Source organism: Streptomyces sp. TLI_053 (assembly GCF_900105395.1).
Taxonomy (GTDB): Bacteria; Actinomycetota; Actinomycetes; order Streptomycetales; family Streptomycetaceae; genus Kitasatospora.
Genome location: NZ_LT629775.1, coordinates 5,306,806 through 5,327,536 on the forward strand (window position 1 = coordinate 5,306,806; position 20,731 = coordinate 5,327,536).

At 72.4% G+C, this 20,731-nt stretch carries 19 protein-coding genes; 11 read left to right on the plus strand and 8 right to left on the minus strand.

All coding sequences use genetic code 11. The annotated features are described in order from the left end of the window. Window positions 1–4: 4 nt before the first annotated feature. The 3 genes from BLU95_RS21565 to BLU95_RS21575 are packed head-to-tail and all read right to left on the minus strand — an operon-like array spanning window position 5 to window position 2,924. Window positions 5–829, minus strand: a complete 825-nt coding sequence (locus tag BLU95_RS21565; RefSeq protein ID WP_093861467.1) for a heme ABC transporter ATP-binding protein — start codon at window positions 827–829, stop codon at window positions 5–7. Then, entirely contained in the window at window positions 826–1,899 is a 1,074-nt protein-coding gene (locus BLU95_RS21570) for a FecCD family ABC transporter permease (protein WP_093861468.1), read from the minus strand. Before BLU95_RS21570 ends, BLU95_RS21565 begins: the two co-directional genes overlap by 4 nt. Then, complete coding sequence (locus BLU95_RS21575) at window positions 1,896–2,924, minus strand: heme/hemin ABC transporter substrate-binding protein (RefSeq protein WP_173862097.1); 1,029 nt, start codon at window positions 2,922–2,924, stop codon at window positions 1,896–1,898. The genes BLU95_RS21570 and BLU95_RS21575 overlap by 4 nt, the downstream gene beginning before the upstream one ends. Before the next feature lie 175 nt (window positions 2,925–3,099). Between BLU95_RS21575 and BLU95_RS21580 the strand changes: the two genes are divergently transcribed. From BLU95_RS21580 to BLU95_RS21590, 3 genes are all read left to right on the plus strand, one after another. Beyond that, the gene (locus BLU95_RS21580; protein ID WP_231977723.1) at window positions 3,100–4,641 is read left to right on the plus strand and encodes an HtaA domain-containing protein; all 1,542 of its coding nucleotides are present in this window, start codon (window positions 3,100–3,102) and stop codon (window positions 4,639–4,641) included. A 39-nt stretch (window positions 4,642–4,680) separates the two neighbouring features. Continuing rightward, window positions 4,681–6,360, plus strand: a complete 1,680-nt coding sequence (locus BLU95_RS45175; protein WP_093861470.1) for an HtaA domain-containing protein — start codon at window positions 4,681–4,683, stop codon at window positions 6,358–6,360. A 273-nt stretch (window positions 6,361–6,633) separates the two neighbouring features. Next, window positions 6,634–7,572: a TolB family protein gene (locus tag BLU95_RS21590; RefSeq protein ID WP_093861471.1), complete on the plus strand. Its 939-nt coding sequence runs from the start codon at window positions 6,634–6,636 to the stop codon at window positions 7,570–7,572. Window positions 7,573–7,611: 39 nt separating this feature from the next. On the opposite strand, the gene BLU95_RS21595 is transcribed toward BLU95_RS21590, so the two are convergent. The 3 genes from BLU95_RS21595 to BLU95_RS21605 form a co-directional block, all read right to left on the minus strand. After that, the gene (locus BLU95_RS21595) at window positions 7,612–8,199 is read right to left on the minus strand and encodes a hypothetical protein (RefSeq protein ID WP_093861472.1); all 588 of its coding nucleotides are present in this window, start codon (window positions 8,197–8,199) and stop codon (window positions 7,612–7,614) included. 117 nt (window positions 8,200–8,316) lie between these two features. Next, window positions 8,317–8,508 carry a DUF397 domain-containing protein gene (locus tag BLU95_RS21600; RefSeq protein WP_093861473.1) on the minus strand — a complete coding sequence of 64 codons (192 nt, stop codon included), beginning with the start codon at window positions 8,506–8,508 and terminating at the stop codon, window positions 8,317–8,319. Between the two features lie 11 nt (window positions 8,509–8,519). After that, the gene (locus tag BLU95_RS21605) at window positions 8,520–9,380 is read right to left on the minus strand and encodes a helix-turn-helix domain-containing protein (protein ID WP_231977724.1); all 861 of its coding nucleotides are present in this window, start codon (window positions 9,378–9,380) and stop codon (window positions 8,520–8,522) included. A 290-nt stretch (window positions 9,381–9,670) separates the two neighbouring features. Here BLU95_RS21605 and BLU95_RS21610 point away from each other — a divergent pair, with 290 nt between their 5' ends. The 3 genes from BLU95_RS21610 to BLU95_RS21620 are packed head-to-tail and all read left to right on the plus strand — an operon-like array spanning window position 9,671 to window position 10,520. Further along, window positions 9,671–10,036: an ATP-binding protein gene (locus tag BLU95_RS21610; protein WP_093861475.1), complete on the plus strand. Its 366-nt coding sequence runs from the start codon at window positions 9,671–9,673 to the stop codon at window positions 10,034–10,036. Further along, complete coding sequence (locus tag BLU95_RS21615; protein ID WP_093861476.1) at window positions 10,033–10,266, plus strand: hypothetical protein; 234 nt, start codon at window positions 10,033–10,035, stop codon at window positions 10,264–10,266. The genes BLU95_RS21610 and BLU95_RS21615 overlap by 4 nt, the downstream gene beginning before the upstream one ends. After that, window positions 10,263–10,520 (plus strand): hypothetical protein, encoded by a 258-nt coding sequence (locus BLU95_RS21620; protein ID WP_093861477.1) that lies wholly within the window; start codon window positions 10,263–10,265, stop codon window positions 10,518–10,520. The genes BLU95_RS21615 and BLU95_RS21620 overlap by 4 nt, the downstream gene beginning before the upstream one ends. A 1,424-nt stretch (window positions 10,521–11,944) precedes the next feature. On the opposite strand, the gene BLU95_RS21625 is transcribed toward BLU95_RS21620, so the two are convergent. Continuing rightward, window positions 11,945–12,619: a biliverdin-producing heme oxygenase gene (locus BLU95_RS21625; protein ID WP_093861478.1), complete on the minus strand. Its 675-nt coding sequence runs from the start codon at window positions 12,617–12,619 to the stop codon at window positions 11,945–11,947. 233 nt (window positions 12,620–12,852) lie between these two features. After that, on the minus strand, window positions 12,853–13,344 hold the full coding sequence (locus tag BLU95_RS21630; protein ID WP_030397564.1) for an inorganic diphosphatase: 492 nt from the start codon (window positions 13,342–13,344) through the stop codon (window positions 12,853–12,855). Between the two features lie 77 nt (window positions 13,345–13,421). On the opposite strand from BLU95_RS21630, the gene dacB reads away from it, so the two are divergent. The 5 genes from dacB (at window position 13,422) to ftsH (ending at window position 20,727) form a co-directional block, all read left to right on the plus strand. Beyond that, on the plus strand, window positions 13,422–15,161 hold the full coding sequence (gene dacB / locus BLU95_RS21635; RefSeq protein ID WP_159424967.1) for a D-alanyl-D-alanine carboxypeptidase/D-alanyl-D-alanine endopeptidase: 1,740 nt from the start codon (window positions 13,422–13,424) through the stop codon (window positions 15,159–15,161). 82 nt (window positions 15,162–15,243) lie between these two features. Next, entirely contained in the window at window positions 15,244–16,422 is a 1,179-nt protein-coding gene (locus BLU95_RS21640; protein ID WP_093861480.1) for an Rv3626c family coenzyme F420 biosynthesis-associated protein, read from the plus strand. A 257-nt stretch (window positions 16,423–16,679) separates the two neighbouring features. Next, window positions 16,680–17,819: a tRNA lysidine(34) synthetase TilS gene (gene tilS, locus BLU95_RS21645; RefSeq protein WP_093861481.1), complete on the plus strand. Its 1,140-nt coding sequence runs from the start codon at window positions 16,680–16,682 to the stop codon at window positions 17,817–17,819. 70 nt (window positions 17,820–17,889) lie between these two features. After that, entirely contained in the window at window positions 17,890–18,444 is a 555-nt protein-coding gene (gene hpt / locus BLU95_RS21650) for a hypoxanthine phosphoribosyltransferase (RefSeq protein WP_030059589.1), read from the plus strand. A gap of 231 nt (window positions 18,445–18,675) precedes the next feature. Beyond that, window positions 18,676–20,727: an ATP-dependent zinc metalloprotease FtsH gene (gene ftsH, locus BLU95_RS21655; protein ID WP_093861482.1), complete on the plus strand. Its 2,052-nt coding sequence runs from the start codon at window positions 18,676–18,678 to the stop codon at window positions 20,725–20,727. Window positions 20,728–20,731 lie beyond the last annotated feature (4 nt).

Here is a 20,731-nt window from a genome sequence, read left to right on the forward strand (position 1 = left end):
GGGCCTACCGGCGCTCCGGCAGCACCAGCGGCACACCGGTCCGCGGATGCGGCAGCACCTCGACCGGATGCCCGTACACCTCGCTGAGCAGCGGTGCCCGCAGCACCTCCGCCACCGGCCCGTCGGCGACGGTGGCGCCGTCGGCCAGCAGCACCACGCGGTCGGCGTAGGCCGCCGCCAGCGACAGGTCGTGCAGGACGACGACCACGCCGTCCCCGGCGGCGGCTCGGCTCCGGGCGAGGCGCAGCACGAGTTCCTGGTGCCGCAGGTCGAGCGCGGCGGTGGGTTCGTCCAGCAGCAGCAGGGCCGCGCGCTGGGCGAGCACCCGGGCCAGCGCGACCCGGGCCCGTTCGCCGCCGGAGAGGGCGGTGAACGGCCGTCCGGTGAACGCGGCGGACTCGGTGACGGCCATCGCCTCGGCGACCACCCGTTCGTCCTCCTCGGCGGCGGTGGTGCCGGCCCAGGGGGCGCGGCCCATCCGGACCACCTCGTCGGCGGGGAACGGGAAGGACAGCGCGGCGGCCTGCGGGAGCAGCGCGCGCCGCCGGGCCAGGTCGAGCGGCCGGTAGTCGGTCAGCGGGCGGCCGTCCAGCCGGACTTCGCCCGCGGTCGGGACGAGGTCGCCGGCCAGGACGGAGAGCAGGGTGGACTTGCCGGCGCCGTTCGGTCCGAGCAGGGCCACCACCTCGCCGGCCGTGACCCGGACGTCCGCGCCGGCCAGCAGTTCGCGGCCGCCGAGGCTCAGCCGGACGGCCTTCGCGGTGAGCAGTTCGGTGCCCGGGGAGGGGCGTTCGGGCACCTCGGGGCGGTTGCGCAGTCCGAGCCTCATGCCCAGCCTCCCTGCTTGGTCCGGGTGCGGCGCAGCAGCCAGAAGAAGAACGGGCTGCCGATCAGCGCGGTGAGGACACCGAGCGGGAGTTCGGCCGGTTCGGCCAGGGTGCGGGCGGCGAGGTCGGCGGCGACCAGGACCAGCGCGCCCGTGAGTGCCGAGGCGGGCAGCAGGAAGCGGTGGCCCGGTCCGGCGAGCATCCGCAGCAGGTGCGGGACGACCAGGCCGACGAAGCCGATGATGCCGCTGACCGCGACCGCGGCGGCGGTGAGCAGGGCGACGAGGGTGATCAGTACCAGCCGCATCCGCTCGACGTCCACGCCGAGGTGCCGGGCGGGCCGTTCGCCGAGCGCCAGCAGGTCCAGCGAGCGGGCGTAGCGGGGGGCGACGGCGAGGCCGACGAGGGCGAACGGGAGCACGCCGAGGACCTTGCCCCAGGTGGCCTGGGAGAGCGAGCCGAGCTGCCAGAAGGTGACCTGGCTGATCGCGGCGGTGTCGGCGGTGAACAGGAACAGGCCGATCAGCGCCCCGCAGAAGGCGTTCACCGCGACGCCGGTGAGGATCAGGGTGACCACCTCGGAGCGGCCGCCTGAGCGGGACATCGCGTACACCGCGAAGACCGTCAGCAGGCCGGTGACGAAGGCGGAGGCGGTCACCGTCCAGGTGCCGAGCGCGTCCAGGCCGAGCACGATGCAGCCGACGGCGCCGACCGCGCCGCCGGAGGAGACGCCGATGACGGCCGGTTCGGCCAGCGGGTTGCCGAACACACCCTGCATCAGGGCGCCCGCGCAGCCGAGCGATCCGCCGACCAGCAGGGCCAGCACCACCCGGGGCAGCCGGACGTTCCAGAGCACCGACTCGGGGACCCGGTCGAGGGCGTGGCCGCCGAGGCCGAGCCGGTGGCCGAAGGAGGCGAGGATGTCGCCGAGCGGGATCCGGTAGGCGCCGATCCCGGCCGCGAGCACGGCGAAGACCACCAGGGCGACGGCCAGGCCGACGGTGAGCAGGGTGGTCCGGCCGGGCCGCCGGGCGGTCAGCGGGATGCTCTTCCCGGGTGCCGCGGCGGTCACTTGGCGGCCTTGGGGTAGAGCTGTTCGGCGATCTCGTTGATCACCTGGGGGGTGCGCGGGCCGTAGCTCAGCAGCTGGCCGTCCTCGATCGAGACGATCCGGCGGTCGAGGCCGGCCGGGGTCTGGGCGACGCCGGGGAGCTTGAGCAGGCCGTCGACGCCGCCGACGGAGTCGAGTCCCTTGCTCATCACCAGGATCGCGTCGGGGGCGGCCTTGACCAGGGCCTCGCTGGTGAGCGGGGTGAAGTCGCCGGTGAGACCGGCGGCGGTGCCGGCGTCCTCGCCGCCGACCGCGGTGATCAGCGAGCCGGCACCGGAGGCCGGGCCGCCGAGCAGGTAGACCGAGGCGCTGCCGCGCAGGTAGAGGAAGGCGACCTTGGGGTGCCGCTCGACGGCGGGCAGGTCGGCCCTGGCGGCGGTGATCCGCTGCTCGGTGCGTTCCTTCAACCGCTTGCCGGCGTCCGGGACGCCGAGTGCGGCGGCGACGGTGTCGATGCGCGGGCCGACGTCCTCGAGCCGCTTGGCGTCGTCGAGGACGAGGAGCGGGACGCCCGCCGCGCGGATCTGGGCGATCGCCTCGGCCGGGCCGGTGGAGCGGTCGGCGAGGACGACGGTCGGGTGCAGCGAGAGCACGCCCTCGGCGGAGACGTCGTGGGCCTGGGTGATCACGGGCAGGGCGGCGGCCTGCTGGAAGGTCGTGGAGACGTCCCGGGCGACGGCCTTGGGGCCGAGGCCGAGGCTGAACACGATCTCGGCCAGGCTGCCGTTGAGCGGGATGATCCGCTCGGCGCTGGCGACGGTGACGGTCCGGCCGTCGGCGGAGGTCGCGGTGGCCGGGAGTGCGGGGACCGGTGCGTCGGCCAGCGGTTCGACCGCGTCCGGGGCGCGCGAGGCGCCCTTCCCGGCGGCCGCTCCGGCGCCGCCGGAGGCCGAGCCGCAGGCGGTCAGGGCGAGCAGCAGACCGAGGAGCAGCAGCAGGATCGCGGGCCGGCGGGCGGCCCTGGTTCGGGGTGTACTGCCGCTCAAGATCGTTCCCTTCGGTGGGAGTTGTCGCCGCCGGGGTGCGGGGGTGCGGGGGGTGCCCGGCGGGGCTCTTGACTCATATATTAGGTTAGCCTTACCTAAAGCTCGCAAGGGGGTCCGTGCTGCGCCGACCCCGAATTCCCACTTGCCCTTCCCGCCGCGCCGAGGAGTGATCCGCGTGCCTCTGCCCCATCGGCTCCGCCGTTTGGCCGCCGCCCTGGTGACCGCCCTGGCGGCCCTGCTGACCGTTGTGGTCCTCCCCGGCCAGGCGGTGGCGGCCGAGGGCAAGGTGTCCGGCGGGCGGTTGGACTGGGGGATCAAGCAGTCCTTCCTGACCTACGTCACCGGCCCCATCGCCAAGGGCACTTGGGCGCTCACCGGGGGCGCGGCCACGGTGTCGGGCAGCGGCTTCCGGTTCCACTCGGCCACCGGTTCGTACGACCCGGCGAACGGCGCGCTGACGGCCGCGTTCTCGGGCGGGGTCCGGTTCACCGGGCACGAGGAGAACGGCACGAACGCGCTCGACCTGAGCATCGGCCGGCTCACCTTCCGGGCCGCCGCGGGCGGCGCGGCCGGGCTCTACGCGGACGTCAGCAGCAAGTCCCGGGAGACCGGGCAGGTCAGCAACGCGAGCCAGGCCAAGCTGGCCGAGCTCTCGCTGGCCGGCGTCGACCTGCGCGGCGCGGCCGGGACCCTGTCGCTCAGCAACGTCCCGGCGACCCTGACCGACGCGGGGGCCAAGGCCTTCGGCGGCTTCTACACCGCCGGGACGGCCCTCGACCCGGTCAGCCTCTCGGTCAACCTCCCGGCGGCGCAGGCCACGCCGACGCCGACGGCTCCCGCTTCGCCGACCGCCGTCGCGTCGCCGTCCGCGTCGGCCCCGGCGGTGCCGGTGCCGAGCACGACCGCGCCGACTGCTCCGGCCAGCCCCGCAGCTCCGACCACCCCGGCCGCCACCCCGGCCACCGAGTTCGCCAACGGCGCGCTCGACTGGGGCGTGCGCCGGACCTTCCGCGACTACGTCACCGGCACGGTCGCCCAGGGCCGGTGGGAGCTGTCCGGCGGCGCGGCCGACGGCGGCGCGTTCTACCGCTGGACGCCCGCCAAGGGCAGCTACGACCAGGCCACCGGTGCGCTCACCGCCGCCTTCACCGGCAGCGTCCGCTTCACCGGTCTGAAGAGCGGCGACGCCTACGGCCTGGACCTGACCCTGGCCAACACCGCCGTCACCGTGGCCGACGGCAAGGGCGTGCTGCGCGCCGACGTCGCCGGCCGCACCCCGGACGGCGGCACCCAGCAGCTCACCGGTGTCGAGCTGGGCACCTTCGACCCGGCCGGGCTGAGCACCGAGGGCGGCCTGCTCAAGGCCGTCGAACTCCCGCTCACGCTCACCGAGGCGGGCGGCAAGGCCTTCGGCGGCCTCTACCCGGCGGGCACCGCGATGGACCCGCTGAGCTTCGCCGTCGCGCTCGACCCGGCGGCCGCGCTCCCGCCGCTGCCGGACCTCGGCAGCGCCCCGGCGGTCGCGCCGACCCCGTCGGCCACCACCGCCCCGCCGGCCACGCCCGCCGCGGCGCCGGTCGCCGCGGACGCCGGCGACTCGGGCGGCGTCCCGACCGCGGCCCTGGTCGGCGGCGGCCTGCTCGCCGTCGCGCTGGCCGTGACCGCCGGCCTGTTCGTCCTCCGCCGCCGTCGCGCCACCCCCGCCGACGCGGCCTGACCCCCCCTTCCACTTCCCCGCTCACGAACGGAGACCCCCATGTCCCGCAACCGCACCCGGATGGCCGCCCTGGCCGCCGTCACCGCCGGCCTCGGCCTGACCGCCTTCGGCGCTCCGGTCCTGGCCTTCGGTGCCGGCGCGCCGAGCAGTGTCACCTACGACACCGGCTCGCTGGACTGGGGGGTCAAGGCCAGCTTCCGGAGCTACGTCACCGGGCCGGTCGGCCAGGGTGCGGTGGAGCTGAGCGGCGGCGCGACCACCAACGCCGACGGCAGCTTCCACTTCGGGCTGGCGAGCGCCAGCTACGACATGGGCACCCACGTGCTGACCTCCGCCTTCACCGGCGGGGTGCGGTTCACCGCCCACCACGGCGCGCTGGACGTGGGCCTGAGCGACCTGAAGATCACCACCGCCGGCACGGTCGGCACCCTCACCGCCGACACCGCGTCCAAGGAGACGGTGGGCGCCCCCGAGCCGACCCGCCGCGACGACGTCCCGCTGGTGACCTTCACGGTCGGCCGGGACACCACCAACGGCACGCCGACGGCGGCGAAGCTGACCGAGGAGGGCGCCAAGGCCTTCGCCGGCTTCTACGCCGCCGGGTCGGACATGGACCCGCTGTCGCTGCTGCTCAAGCAGAGCCCGGCCACGCCGTCCCCGACCGCCACGCCGACGCCGACGCAGACCCCCACGGCCACCGCCACGCCGACCGCCACCGGCAGCCCGACGGCCACCGCCTCCTCGACCGCCACGGCGTCGCCCACCGTCACGGCCTCGCCGACGGCGACCGCCTCGCCCACCGCGACCGGCAGCCCGACCGCCACCTCCTCGCCCACCGCCACCGGTTCGCCGAGCGCGACCAACTCGCCCACCGCGACCGGCAGCCCGTCCACCGCGCCGAGCAACGGTGAGCTCGCCGTCGTCAACGGCACCCTGGACTGGCAGGTCAAGGAGAGCTTCCGCAAGTACCTGCAGAGCCCGGTGGCCAACGGCAAGGTCGAGTTCGCGGGCGGCGCGGCCGACTACCGGTTCAGCGGTGCCAAGGGCGCGTACAACACCAAGACCCACGCGCTCTCCGCGGGCTTCGCCGGTTCGGTGCGCTTCCTCGGCCACCCGGGCGAGGGCGGCGGCTACCAGCTGGACACCACCTTCTCCAAGCTGGGCCTGAGCATCGACAAGGACGGCGCCTTCCTGACCGCCGACGTCAACGCCAAGTCGCTGGACGGGAAGACCACCACGCTGTCCGGCGCCCGGATAGCCGAGCTGGACCTCTCCAAGGCGAGCCTCGCCCCGGTCAACGGTGTCGTGACGCTGAACGCCGTCCCGGCCAAGCTGACCGCCGAGGGCGTGCCGGCCTTCGCCAACTACAAGGCGGGCGAGGCGCTCGACCCGGTCACCGTCTCGCTGGCCTTCGACAAGAACGCCCAGCTGCCGACCGGCACGGCGGGCGGCGGTACGGGCGGTGCGGGCGGTGCCGGCGGCTCCGTCGGTGGCACCGGCACCGGCACCGGAACGGGCAGCGTCTCCGGCGCGGGCACGGTCGGCGGCGCCTCGCTGACCACCGGCGGCAGCTCCTCCTCGCTCGGCGGCTCCGGCGTGCTGGCCTCCACCGGCTCGGACACCCCGGTCGTCCCGCTGCTGGCCACCGCCGCCGGCCTGCTGCTCCTGGGCGGCGGCGCCACCGCCCTGGCCCGCCACCGGAAGTCGCTCAGCGTCTGACATCCGGTCCGAAGTGCACTGTGGCCCTCGCTCGGTCCGAGCGAGGGCCACAGTGCTCGGCGCCGGAGCTCGATGTCCCGTTTGTGCAGATCGTGTGACGCTGTTTCACGCCTGTGACGGTTGCCGTACAGATCAAGGAAGCTCGGCTGACAGGCTTCTCTCATCGCACAGAGCAGCGAGCGGCCGAACGAGTGGACGACAGTCCCGGGGGGCGATGGAAGCGGCTCTGGCACAGCATCGGACCGTCACAGCGTTCTCGGGGGATACACGATCATGAGCAAGGCCCTTTCGTTCCGCAAGTCCTCGTCCCGCATCGCCAAGCTCGCCGCCATCGGCGCCATCACGGTCGGCCTCGTGGCCGCCGTCAGCCCGGCCGCCCAGGCCGCCTCGGCCGCTGCCGCGGGTCCGAAGGGGCTGAAGCACAACGTGCTGACCGTCAGCAACGGCACCCGGTACGTGCAGATCGACGGCAAGACCGTCGACTTCCGCACCGTGGTGCGGGACCTCGCCTGGTCCCCGGACGGCAACAAGGCCGTCTTCATCGACGGTGCGAGCAACCTCGTCATCTCCGACGCGGACGGCAGCAACCGGGTCACCGTGGCCAAGAACCCCGGTGGCCAGAACTGGAACCACCCGACCTGGCAGACGATCCCGGGCTACGCCGAGGGCGGCCTGCTCTCCCGGAACAACATCGTCTTCGTCGCCCGGAAGAACGGCGTCTCCCGCCTGGAGACCATCCCGGCCAACGCCGTCCAGGGTCAGCCGACCGACCTGTCCGTCTCGGGTGGCTTCGACGGTCCCGAGCTGCCGGAGACGGGCAACATCTGGCCGAACGCGAGCAGCAAGAAGGGCACCGCCGTCTACGCCAACCCCGGCACCGGCACCGTCTACATCCACGACGACTACCTGCGTTCGCAGAGCGACGTGCTGACCAAGGGCTCCCAGCCCGCGCTCTCGCCCGACGGTGAGGACGTCGTCTTCGTCCGCTCGGTGCAGGGCCACGACCACCTGTTCGTGCAGGGCGTGCACGACAAGACGGCCAAGGACCTGACCCCCAAGGCCACCACCGACTACACCCAGCCGACCTTCTCCCCGGACGGTCGGACCATCGCCGCCCGCACGCCGAAGGGCATCGTGACCCTCCCGGTCAGCGGTGCCGCCAAGCCCACCGTGGTGACCAGCCGGGTCGGCCTGCCGGCCTACCGCGGCTGACACCGACGAGCTCGAGGACCGTTGGACCGCCCGGCCGGGTCAGCTACCGGCCAGGCGGTCCAATTCCTTTTGGAGGTCCGGGAGATGCTCGTCCGCGTTGTCGTGGGGCAAGAACTCCACCACGTCGACGAAGCGGAACAGCACCCGGGTCTCGGTGATCCCGTACTCGTAGTCGGCGAATCCCACCACGGCGCCGGTGGTGCCCCGGACCGCGCCCCGGACGACGTGCTCGGTCATCTCGTCGGGCTGCTGGGCCGACTGCCGGCGCCGTGCGTTGGGCCGGGCCAGGTAGGGGCAGACCATCGAGGCGTAGAGCATGCACGCGCGGTGGCCGGGGCCCTCCAGGGTCGGGGAGAGATTGCGGTAGGGGCGGCCGGCCGCCAGCGCCTCGGCGATCGCGGCGCTTTCCGTCTCACCGACCACCCGCCATACGGGCCCCTTGGGCATCAGCTTGTTGCAGACCGAACAGAGCCGCCCCCGCGCGCAGTCGGCGCTGCGGCCGTAGTCCGTCAACGCGAACTGGGGTTGCTCGCCCTCCCACGGCGTGATCGCCGGAACGGGGTAGCCGCGCACGTCGCGGGGCCGGGCATCGATGGACGGGGGTATCGGGACAGTGTCGAAGCGCACGCCCCATCAGTACCAGGAATCGTTCGGGCTGCACACTGTCGGGTACCCGAGGGCCACAGTGCTGCCCGCAGGAAGTCGGATCGGCCGACTTCCTGCGCGATGGAAGCGCCGTGGTGGCTAGAAGGGGTGGTCGAGTCGGTCGGCCTTGATGGTTCGGAGGAGGCTGGCGAAGGCGGCCGGGGTTGTGTGGAGGACGGTGTCGCCGTCGTCGGACTCCCGGAGTTCGACCAGGCCGTCCCCGGTACGGATCTCGACGCAGTTGGAGTCGTCTCCGCTGAAGCTGGACTTCTGCCAATCGAGCTGTGCCATATTCGCCTTCTTCAGAGGGTGTAACGGAGGTGCTGGACCAATCCCCATGAGTCGTGTTCGACACGAGATCGTAGAGGGAGCGATGCGTCCAGCGCCGGGAGCGCAAGTGCCTTGAGCGCATCAAACTTCGCACGGTAGGCGGCAACCTCCGCCTGGTCGCTCAAATACGAGGTACCGCCGGGGTGTTCCATCAGTGCTGTGTCCAGATCACGGTGCGCGCCATGCACGATCATGAACGGTGTGCCCGTGGAGACGTAGTCGGTGCAACGGAAGGGAAGGATCTGGATTGTCACGTGGTCGAGTTCGCTGATCTCGACCAGATGGTCCAGCTGATCTCTCATGGCGTCCGGGCCGCCGAACCGGGTGTGCAGAGCGGCCTCATGGATCACCGCATGGAAGGGAATGGCTCCGTCCCCGTCTATGACCTGCTGGCGGCTACGGCGGAACTCCATCTTCTTCTCGTCGCTGCTGAGGATGACCTCGCTGTAACGAGGCACCTGGAGCAGCCCGGGGATCAGCAGGGTCTCGTAACTGGAGAGGGAAGCGGCGGTCGATTCGGACTCGGCCAGATCGAGGGCCGAGGCGTTGACCGACCCCTTGAAGGCGCTCCACCACCCCTTGCCGTTGCTGAGCCCCATCTCCTGGAGAGCCGTCACATAGGTCTCATCCATGTGACCGTAGGCGTTCAGCAGGGTGGTGAGTCGGTCCGGATCCAGCCCGGTGCGTCCGGCCTCGATGTGGCTGAGTTGCGGGCCGCCCATGCCGACGAGCGCACCGGCGTCTTTGACCGCCAGTCCGGCGCCCTCGCGCAGGCGCCTCAGCTCAGCGCCGAAGCGGCGCTGCCTCTCACTGATCTGGGTCCTGAGTGCCAAGGGGTGTCCTTCCGTGTCTGGGAAGTCTCTCGCTGTGAAGGCCCGGGATGCCACTCGCGAGAGTGAGAGCTCTCGCCCTCGCCCGGCCATCTTCCCGGATCGTGTTGCACGCGTGGAACCTAATGGCCTACCGTCAGTGTTGCGTCGGTCACATGACTGATCGTCATCAGTGCCTTTTCTTCGGGCAGTAGGCGCATGCTGCTCGCTTCTCGCCGCGCATCAGCCGGGTCCGGGCTGGCCTCGTTCGTGGCGCTGCTCCCTCTCTCTGCCCCTCCCTCTGGAGGTTCGCCATGCGTGCCCTCATCCCGCCCGACTGCTCTCTCGCCCGTGCCGAACTCCGGGCCGCCCTCACCTCTGCCGGCTGGCCGCCGGACGTCATCGACGATGCCGAACTCGCCTTCCAGGAGCTGTACATCAACGCCTGGCAGCACGGGGGCTGCCAGGCGCCGCCCGTCCTCGTCTGCCTCCGGCCCGCCGTGCTCCGGGTCTCGGTGTGCGACGACTGTCCCGACCTCCCCTCGCCCCGGGTCTCCGCCGATCCCTACGCCGTCTCCGGGCGAGGCCTCCACCTCGTGCGCGCCCTCACCGACCGGGTGGGCGCCGACTCCACCAAGTCCGGCAAGGTCGTCTGGTTCGAACTGGACTTCGCCGCGTGAACGCCCCGATCGACCCCCACGACCGCATCCTGCGCACCTACACCGAGCCCGAGGTCACCGCCCTCCTCCGCGAACTCCACGAGCGGGGCGCGCCTCTCGGCCTGCGCTGGGGCTCCGCCGCCGTCTCGGACCCCACCATCGACGGCCGCCTGCTCGTCGACTTCGGCGACGCCCCCGTCTCCACCCTCCTCAACCTCCTCACCCTGCTGCGCGAGGTGACCCGGGAATGAGCACCTTCCTCGTCGGCGCCGCCTTCACCGTCCTCCTCGCCCTCGCCATCGCCACCGTGATCACCGGCGTCGTCACCGCCCTGAAGATCGGCCCGCCCCCACCCCCGATCACCCGCCACGGCCACTGGGAACCCCACACCCACCCCGACGGCACCACCGAACACACCTGGATCCCCCACCAAGCCGACCCCGACAGCCCGCAGCCACACTGGCCCCAAAACCGCACCCCAGCGGTGGCCCCTTGCGACCAGTAAGGGGCTCATCGGGAAGGCGCAGGAAGTCCATCCCGTCGACTTCCTGCGCCGACCCACGCTCGACCTGGTCCGAGAAGCGGTCGGCTGTGGACTGCTGCCCCTCGCTCGATTCGAGCGCGGGGCAGCAAGCATCGAGTGGGACGCCCCGCCGCCAGAGCGTGGAGTGGGAAGTCGACCCCACCGACTTCCCACTCCGGGGCCGGTCGCCACCACAGCAGGCCGGTGCCCCCTTGCGAACCGCAAGGGGGTACCGAACGCAGAACCCTCCTCAGGAAGTCGGCCCCGTGGACCCCCGCCGCAGAATCCACCCCGGCCGTTCCTCCCGCCCGGGAAGGTGACCAGGAGTCGACCGGCAGGCGGAGTGGGGAGTCGGCCTCTTCGACTTTCCAGTCCCGCAACCGGGGTGGAAGGCCGACCCCTCGGACGTCTCGTTCCTGCGCAGCAAGTCGGCCGCCTCGACTTCCTGTGCCGAGCCGCTAGGCCCACAGTCGGTCGCCGTGAATGAACGTTTCTGCTGCGTGGGGGAGTTGCGGGTCGTTGGCGGCGGTGCTCGAACGTGTTGCCCCCCTGGACCGGGAAGTCAGGCAGGCCGACTTTCCGCGCCGACCCGAGTCAAGGGGGCTGCTTGCTCGGGCCGAGCGAGCGGCAAGAGTCCGGAGTGGGAAGTCGGTGAGGCCGACTTCCCACTTCGGGGCCGGTCGCCACCACGGCAGGCCGGTGCCCCCTTGCGAACCGCAAGGGGGCACCGGAAGCAAGACCCTCCGGACCCGTTGACCCCGCCGCAGAACCCACACCCCGGCCATTCCTCCCGCCCGGAAGGGCGACCAGGAGCCGACCGGCAGGCGGAATGGAAAGTCGGCCGCCTCGACTTCCTGCGCCGAGCCGCAAGGCCCGCAGTCGCGTGCCTTGGATGAACGTTTCTGCTGCGTGGAGGAGTTGCCGGGTTGTTGGCGGGTGGTGCTCGCTCGGGTCGAGCGAGCACCACCGCTCCTCGAACGGGTTGTCCTCTGCTGCGGGAAGTCGGGCAGGCCGACTTCCCATGCCGATCCCGGCCGCGCATCGGGATGGGACCCGGGATCAGGAAGTCGGTGGCATCGACTTTCCGGTCCGCCCGATCCTCGACCTCGCCGGGTGGAGCGGCAGGTTGTACGGGGGCTGACCTTCGCTCGGGCCGAGCGAAGGTCAGCCGGTACGAGGTGGGGTGGTCCGGCGCCCGGCGCCCGGGAGGGGAAGTCGGAACCGCCGACTTCCGACTCCGAGAGGCAGTGCTCCGCTCGATCCTCGATATCCCCCGGGAAGGGCGGACGGTGAGTGGCTGCCGGCACACCACGATGGCCCCCTTGCGGCGGCAAGGGGGCCATCGTGGGGCCGGAGCGGGCGCGGCACGGGAAGGTCGGCCGGTCCGACTTCCCGCGCCGGGAGGTTCAGGCGCTCAGCGGGTACCGGGTGTCCAGGTCCTGGAAGAGCGCGCCGTTCAGCTGGAACGCGCGCTTGCACTCCTCGACCACCCGGCGGAGCTCGACCTCGTCCAGGGCCAGGCCCGCGGCGTCCAGCTTGGCCCGGTAGTCGCGCTTGAACGCGGCCGGGTTCTCGACCTGCTCGAAGACGTAGAACCGCACGCCGTCGCCCTTGCGCTCGAAGCCCCAGGTCTTCTCGGCGATGCCGCGGATGATCTGGCCGCCCGACAGGTCGCCCAGGTAGCGGGTGTAGTGGTGCGCTATCCAGCCCGCCGGCCACTCGCGGGCCAGCTCCTCGAGCCGGGCGACGTACGCGGCGGTGGCCGGCAGTGGGACGAGGCCCTCGCGCCAGTCCGGCCCCCGCAGGTGGGCGAGGTCGCGCTCGATGGCGGCGGTGCGCAGGATCGTGCTGTCCACGAACGGCCCGGCCACCGGGTGCTCCGCCAGCTCCTCGGCCCGCTCCTCCAGGGCGCGGTAGACGAACCAGAGCTGGCCGGTGAGGTCGGCGTAGGCCTCGATCCCGAGGTGCCCGCCGAGCAGGCGGCTCATGAACGAGGACTGTTCGGCGGCCTCGTGCTCGGCGCTGCTCGCGGTGCGCAGCACGGTGGAGAACGGGACGACGGGCTGCTCGGGCGTGGACATGCGGGCCTCCAGTGGTCGACTACGTCCCCGATTGCTTTGGGTAGCCTAACCTAATTCCTGGTCATGCCGACAGGGTGTCGGCAACCTGTCGGCAACCTGGCGCCTCCCGGCCCCTGGAACGGCGAAGGCCGGGGCCCGCGGAAGTACTCCGCGAACCCCGGCCTTCGACTGCCTCGCCTACCTCGAAGCGCCGGGCGGACGGACCGCCGGACGCACGAGACGGGCAGGACGGCTCAGTGGCCGCCCTGCTCCGCCAGGCGCTTGATCGACGCGGTGACCTCGGCCTCGGCCTCGGCGCGGCCGACCCAGTTGGCACCCTCGACGGACTTGCCGGGCTCCAGGTCCTTGTAGACCTCGAAGAAGTGCTGGATCTCCAGACGGTCGAACTCCGACACGTGGTGGATGTCCTGCAGGTGCTCCCAGCGCGGGTCCGTCGCCGGGACGCAGAGCAGCTTGTCGTCGCCGCCGGCCTCGTCCGTCATCTTGAACATGCCGATGACACGGCACTTGATCAGGCAACCGGGGAAGGTCGGCTCGTCCAGGATGACCAGGGCGTCCAGCGGGTCACCGTCGTCCGCCAGGGTGCCCTCGACGTAGCCGTAGTCGGCCGGGTAGCGGGTCGAGGTGAAGAGCATCCGGTCGAGCCGAAGGCGACCGGTCTCGTGGTCGACCTCGTACTTGTTACGAGAGCCCTTAGGGATTTCGATAAGGACGTCGAACTCCAACGGTTCCTCCAAGGTAGGGACTGACAGAATCCAAGTGTCTCCTACGGGAGTGAGTGCTCAGGAAAGGGGCCGGGTCGGTGCGAGCAGGGGCTGGGCCGGGGCGCCGGCACGGGGGTACGGCCGCGGGGCTGTTCGGGGCGTCGTTGCTGGTCGCCGCGACGGTGCTGGGGGCGGGGGGCGCCTCCGCGCTGCCGTCCGCGCCGCCGGCCGGATCGGCCTCGCCGGGCGGACCGGGGGCCGGTGGCAACACCCGGGGCGGCCAGGACGAGGGCAACGGCCGGCGGGGCGAGAACCGGGGCGACAAGGAGAACCGGGGCGAAAAGGGCGACCGGGGGGACCAGGGCGATCGGGGCGACCGGGGCGAGGAGTCGGGCCGGCCCGGGAGCCCGGGCAGCAGCTCCGCCCGCCCCGGCACCGCCCCGCCGTCCACCACCGCGTCCGCCCCGCCCGCACCGGCCTCGCCGTCCGCCTCGGCCACCGCCTCGGCGCCCACCTCGGCCACCGCCTCCGCCAAGCCCTCCGCCGTCGCCCGGCCGGCCCCGGCCGGTGCCGTGCTGGCCGCCGCCGAGGCCGGCCCGGGCGCCGGACTGCCCACCGCGCAGGGCCTCCAGCAGGCGCTGGCCACCGTGCTCACCGACCAGAACCTCGGCACCGTCGGCCTCGCCGTCGCGGACGCCGCCGACGGCCGACTCCTGTACGGCAAGGGGGAGAACACCGCCGCCACGCCCGCCTCCACCACCAAGCTGGCCACCTCGGTCGCGGCCCTCTCGCTGATCCCGGGGGACACCCGGCTGGTCACCCGGGTCGTCAAGAGCGCGGCGACGGGCGGGATCACCCTCGTGGGTGGTGGTGACCCGACACTGACCGCGCTCCCCGCCGACCAGGTGCAGATCGCCGGTGTCCCCGCCGACCCGGACACCGCTCCCGCCTCGCTGGACGCGCTGGCCCGGCAGACCGCCGCCGCGCTGAAGGCCGCGGGCACCACCACCGTCGTGCTCGACTACGACGTCTCGCTCTACACCGGCCCGCTGCTGCACAAGAACCACGACGGCGAGAACATCGCCGCGGTGACGCCGCTGATGGTGGACGAGGGCAAGGCCGACCCGAAGAGCCTCGCCGACGCCCCCGCCCGGGTCGCCGACCCGGCCGGCGCGGCCGCCGAGGCCTTCGCCAACCTGCTGAAGGCCCAGGGAGTCACCGTCCAGGGCAAGGCGAAGGCCGCCGCCGCCCCGGCCGCCGCCGACGCCCCCGTGCTCGGCCGGGTGGACTCGCCGACCATGGCCCGGCTGGTCGAGCGGATGCTGACCACCTCCGACAACACCCTCGCCGAGGCGATCGCCCGGCAGGCCGCGATCGCGGCCCACCAGCCGGCCGCCTTCGAGGGCGCCGCCACCGCCGTCACCCAGGAACTCGCCCGGCTCGGCGTGCCGATGACCGGTGTGGTGCTCAACGACGGCAGCGGTCTGCACCCCGGCAACGCGATCCCGCCGGCGGTCCTGGTCGGACTGCTCGGCCTGGCCGCCTCCGCGCAGCACCCGACGCTGCGTCCGGTGCTGACGGGCCTGCCGATCGCCGGTTTCACCGGCACCCTCGGCAAGCGCTTCGGCGCCGGGTCCGGGGCGGCCGACGCGGCCGGTCTGGTCCGGGCCAAGACCGGCAGCCTCAGCGGCGTCAACACCCTGGCGGGCACCGTGGTGGACGCCGACGGGCGGCTGCTCGCCTTCGCCCTGATGACCCGGACCGGCGCCCCGGTCGACACCGCCCGCGCCGCGATGGACCGCGTGGTGGCCAGGCTGGCGGCCTGCGGCTGCCGCTGAGTGGCCACGGGTCGGCCACCGGGCCGCCATTGACCGGCCGTTCCGGCTCCCCCAGGCGCACGGGAGCACGTACGGTGAGGGCATGACGAGCGCGAGCGGCGGGGCCGACATGGTCGACTGGAATCTCGCGGTCGCGACCGCGACCAGGCTGGTGCGGCCGGGGCCGGAGGTGAGCCGGGCCGAGGCGGCCGCAGTGGTCGCCGAACTGCGCCGGCACGCCCTGGCGGCGGAGGAGCACGTCCGGGAGTTCACCGGCATGCGCTCCAGCAGCCTGGCCGAGGCCACCGCGACCCCGGTGCTGATCGTGGACCGACCCGGCTGGGTGCGGGCCAACGTGGCGGGCTTCCGCACCATCGTCCAGCCGCTGGTGGAGAAGCTCCAGGCGCGCCGGACGGGCGGCTCGGCCTCCGCCGTGCTCGGCACGGTGGGGGAGAAGGCCACCGGGATCGAGGTCGGCGCGCTGCTGGCCTTCCTCTCCACCAAGGTGCTCGGCCAGTACGAGACCTTCGCCCCGGCCGAGCCCTCGCTGGAGGCGCCGGACAGCCCGGCCGCGCTGTTCGACAAGCCCCGGCTGGGCCCCGAGGGCCCCGGTCCGGGCCGCCTGCTGCTGGTGGCGCCCAACATCGTGCACGTCGAGCGGGAGCTGGACGTCGACCCGGCCGACTTCCGGCTCTGGGTCTGCCTGCACGAGGAGACCCACCGCACCCAGTTCACCGCGGTGCCCTGGCTGCGCGACCACATCCAGTCCGAGGTGCAGTCCTTCCTGGCCGAGACGGACGTCGACCCCGGTGCGCTGGTGGAGCGGCTGCGGGACGCGGCCGGCTCGCTCGGCGCCGGACTGCCCGGCCTCGGCGGCCGCGGCGGCGACGCCCCGTCGGCCGGCCTGCTGGAGATCGTCCAGTCGCCGGCCCAGCGGGAGATCCTCGGCCGGCTGACCGCCGTGATGTCCCTGCTGGAGGGGCACGCGGACGTGGTGATGGACGGGGTGGGCCCGGCCGTGGTGCCGAGCGTCGCCGAGATCCGGGAGAAGTTCCAGCAGCGCCGGGACCGCGGTGCCAACCGGCTGGACCTGGTGCTGCGCCGGCTGCTCGGGATGGACGCCAAGCTCCGGCAGTACCAGGACGGCGCGGTCTTCGTCCGGGGTGTGGTCGAGCGGGTCGGCATGGAGGGCTTCAACCGGGTCTGGACCTCGCCGAACACCCTGCCGACCAAGGACGAGATCCACGACCCCGCCGCCTGGGTCGCCCGGGTGGGCCGCTGACGGCCCCGCGGGGGCGGGACCGGGTGGCGGTCGGATCCGTTCGCACGAGTGGTCCAGTCGTGCACATGGCGGGTGAAGATACGTTTCTTCATTCACCCGAACGTGGGACGGTGGTCGTACCGGTGGCGCGGGTGGCGTAGCGGGTGCCTCCTTTCTGCCACCATCTGTGAGCGCCCGGTAACACGGTGCTCATGGATGCGCGGTCCCCGCCGCGCCCACCGCAGTCCTGTCCCCCCTCCGCCGAGGAGTCGTCCGCCGTGGGCCCACACCCCGCTGTAGCCGCGATACGCCTGGCCGTACGCCGCACCCTCGCCGACCTCGCCGCCGAGGCCGGTTCCACCTTCACCGCGCCCGCCCGCGAACCGCGCGAGCGCGTCCCCGGCGTGCCGGTGGCCGCCGCCGCCCTGCCGGCCGCCGTCGGCACCACGCTGATCGGCAACGCCCACCGCCATCCGTCCGGGCTGCCCCGCACCCCCGCCGCGCCCGGCTCGCCGCTGGTCCTGGTCGCCGTCAGCGGCGGTGCGGACTCCATGGCGCTCGCCATCGCCGCCGCCTTCGAGGCCCCCAAGATCGGTCTGCGGGTCGGCGCCGTCACCGTCGACCACGGCCTCCAGTCCGGCTCCGCCGAGCGGGCCGACCAGGTCGCCGACCGGCTGCGCGAGCTCGGCCTCGACCCGGTCGAGGCGATCGCCGTCCGGGTCGGCCGCGAGGGCGGCCCCGAGGCCGCCGCCAGGGACGCCCGGTACGCGGCCCTGGACGCGGCCGCCGAGCGGCACCGCGCGGTCGCCGTGCTGCTCGGCCACACCCGCGACGACCAGGCCGAGACCGTGCTGCTGGGCCTGGCCCGGGGGTCCGGCGCCCGCTCGCTGGCCGGCATGCCGGCCCAGAAGGGCCGCTACCGGCGCCCGCTGCTGGAGCTCGACCGGGCCGCCACCCGGCAGGCGTGCTCCGCCCAGGCGATCCAGGTCTGGGACGACCCGCACAACTGCGACCCGGCCTACACCCGCGCCCGGGTCCGGCACGAGGTGCTGCCGGTGCTGGAGAAGCACCTGGGCGGCGGCGTGGTCGAGGCGCTCGCCCGGACCGCCCGGCTGTTCCGCGACGACGCCGACGCGCTCGACCAGTGGGCCGCGCTCGCCGAACGCGACATCCGGACGGGCGAAGGCGCCCTGGACGCCGGGAAGCTGTCCGAGCTGCCCCCCGCCGTGCGCCGCCGGGTGCTGCGCCGGGCCGCGCTGCGGGCGGGCTGTCCGGCCGGGGACCTCTTCGCCCGGCACCTGGAGACGATCGACCTGCTGGTCACCGGATGGCGTGGTCAGGGGCCGCTGCACCTACCCGGGGGCGTCGAGGCCACCCGCCGGTGTGGCACGCTGGTCTTTCGGCGACAGGGCGACTGACGGGCGGGCATGCCCGGGGGAGCCGGCCGCCGGCCATCCAGACCCCGACACGTTTGAGGACGTATCCCCGGTGGACCAGAACGACATGGGCGCTGACCTCGCGAAGGTGCTCATCAGCAAGGACGAGATCGACGCGAAGCTCCTGGAGCTGGCCGAGCGCATCGACCGGGACTACGCAGGCAAGGACCTGCTGATCGTCGGCGTCCTCAAGGGGGCCGTGATGGTCATGGCCGACCTCGCCCGCGCCCTGCACTCGCAGGTGACCATGGACTGGATGGCGGTCTCCTCCTACGGGATGGGCACCAAGTCCTCCGGTGTGGTCCGGATCCTGAAGGACCTGGACACCGACATCGCCGGCCGGGACGTGCTGATCGTCGAGGACATCATCGACTCCGGTCTGACGCTGTCCTGGCTGCTCGGCAACCTGGGCTCGCGCGGCCCGGCCTCGCTGGAGGTCTGCACCCTGCTGCGCAAGCCCGACGCGGCCAAGGTCGAGATCGACGTCAAGTACGTCGGCTTCGACATCCCCAACGAGTTCGTGGTCGGCTACGGTCTCGACTACGCGGAGAAGCTCCGCAACCTCCCCTTCATCGGCACTCTCGCCCCGCACGTCTACGGCGGCTGAGAACCCGTTCGGACGACGGGCGGGAACAGGATCCTGTTCCCGCCCGTTGAGTCGGGGGACCATAGAAGAACGTCGTATCGCCGTGCTCCCGCCACCTGGGGGGCGTACTGCGGTACGGTCCAATAAAACCGCTCTTCACATGAGCACTGACTGACCGATATGCGCCGGTGGCCCACAGCCCCGCGGCGCCGTTGAGTGGCAGGAGGGACGGGGCGGCAACGCCCCGCATGGATGGACGTCAAGCGATACTTCCGTGCGCCGATCATGTGGATCGTGCTGGCCGTCCTCGCCGTCATCGTGCTGATGCAGGTCGTTTCGGATTCGAACGGCTACAAGACGGTGGACACCGGGCAGGTCGTCGCAGCGATCGACGCGAAGCAGGTCAAGTCGGCGCAGATCACCACTGGTGACTCGAACACGATCAAGATCCAACTGAAGGACGGCGCGAAGCTGCCCGCCGTGGGCACCGGCAAGCCGCAGTCCGGCAGCAAGTTCCAGGCCTCCTACATCGGGGACCAGGGCGTCGGCATCGCCGACAAGCTGCAGGCGCAGATCAACGACAACGACCAGAGCACGCTGACCGAGGGCTACACCGTCAGCCCCGAGAAGCAGAGCACCCTCGTCAGCCTGCTGCTGTCGATGCTGCCGATCGTGATCATCGTGCTGGTCTTCCTCTTCCTGATGAACCAGATGCAGGGCGGCGGCTCGCGCGTCATGCAGTTCGGCAAGTCCAAGGCGAAGCTGCTCACCAAGGACACCCCGAAGACCACCTTCTCCGACGTCGCGGGCGCGGACGAGGCGGTCGAGGAGCTCCACGAGATCAAGGAGTTCCTCCAGGAGCCGGCCAAGTTCCAGGCCGTCGGCGCCAAGATCCCCAAGGGTGTGCTGCTCTACGGCCCGCCCGGGACCGGCAAGACCCTGCTGGCGCGTGCCGTCGCGGGCGAGGCCGGGGTGCCGTTCTACTCGATCTCCGGTTCCGACTTCGTCGAGATGTTCGTCGGTGTCGGCGCCAGCCGGGTCCGCGACCTCTTCGAGCAGGCCAAGGCGAACGCCCCGGCGATCGTCTTCGTCGACGAGATCGACGCCGTCGGCCGGCACCGCGGTGCGGGCCTCGGCGGCGGCCACGACGAGCGCGAGCAGACCCTCAACCAGCTGCTGGTCGAGATGGACGGCTTCGACGTCAAGGGCGGCGTCATCCTGATCGCCGCCACCAACCGCCCGGACATCCTGGACCCGGCGCTGCTGCGTCCGGGCCGCTTCGACCGTCAGATCGCGGTCGAGCGCCCCGACCTCCAGGGCCGTCTGGACATCCTCAAGGTGCACCAGAAGGGCAAGCCGATCGCGCCCGACGTCGACCTCTCGGCCGTCGCCAAGCGCACCCCCGGCTTCACCGGTGCCGATCTGTCGAACGTCCTGAACGAGGCGGCGCTGCTGACCGCCCGCTCGGACAAGAAGCTGATCGACAACAACATCCTGGACGAGGCGATCGACCGCGTCGTGGCGGGTCCGCAGAAGCGCACGCGGATCATGTCCGACAAGGAGAAGAAGATCACCGCGTACCACGAGGGCGGCCACGCCCTGGTCGCGGCGGCCTGCCAGTACAGCGACCCGGTGCACAAGATCACCATCCTGTCCCGCGGCCGGGCCCTCGGCTACACCATGGTGCTGCCGGAGGAGGACAAGTACTCCACCACCCGCAACGAGATGCTCGACCAGCTGGCCTACATGCTGGGCGGGCGCGCGGCGGAGGAGCTGGTCTTCCACGACCCGACCACCGGTGCCTCCAACGACATCGAGAAGGCCACCGCCACCGCGCGGGCCATGGTCACCCAGTACGGCATGACCGAGCGCCTCGGTGCCATCAAGTTCGGCAGCGACAACTCGGAGCCGTTCCTGGGCCGCGAGATGGGCCACCAGCGCGACTACTCGGAAGAGGTCGCCGGGCTGGTGGACGAAGAGGTCAAGAAGCTCATCGAGAGCGCGCACAACGAGGCCTGGGAGATCCTGGTCGAGAACCGCGACGTGCTCGACAACCTGGTCCTGGAGCTCCTCGAGAAGGAGACCCTCAACAAGGAGCAGATCGCCGAGATCTTCGCGCCGATCGTCAAGCGCCCGACCCGTCCGGCCTGGACCGGCTCCGCCCGTCGGACGCCGTCCACCCGCCCGCCGGTGCAGTCGCCCAAGGAGCTGGCGCTCACCAACGGCGCCGGCGCCGCCGAGGCCGCTCCGGCCGACGTGGTCAAGCTCCCGCAGCTGCCCGTCGAGCCGCCCACCGAGGGCTGACGAA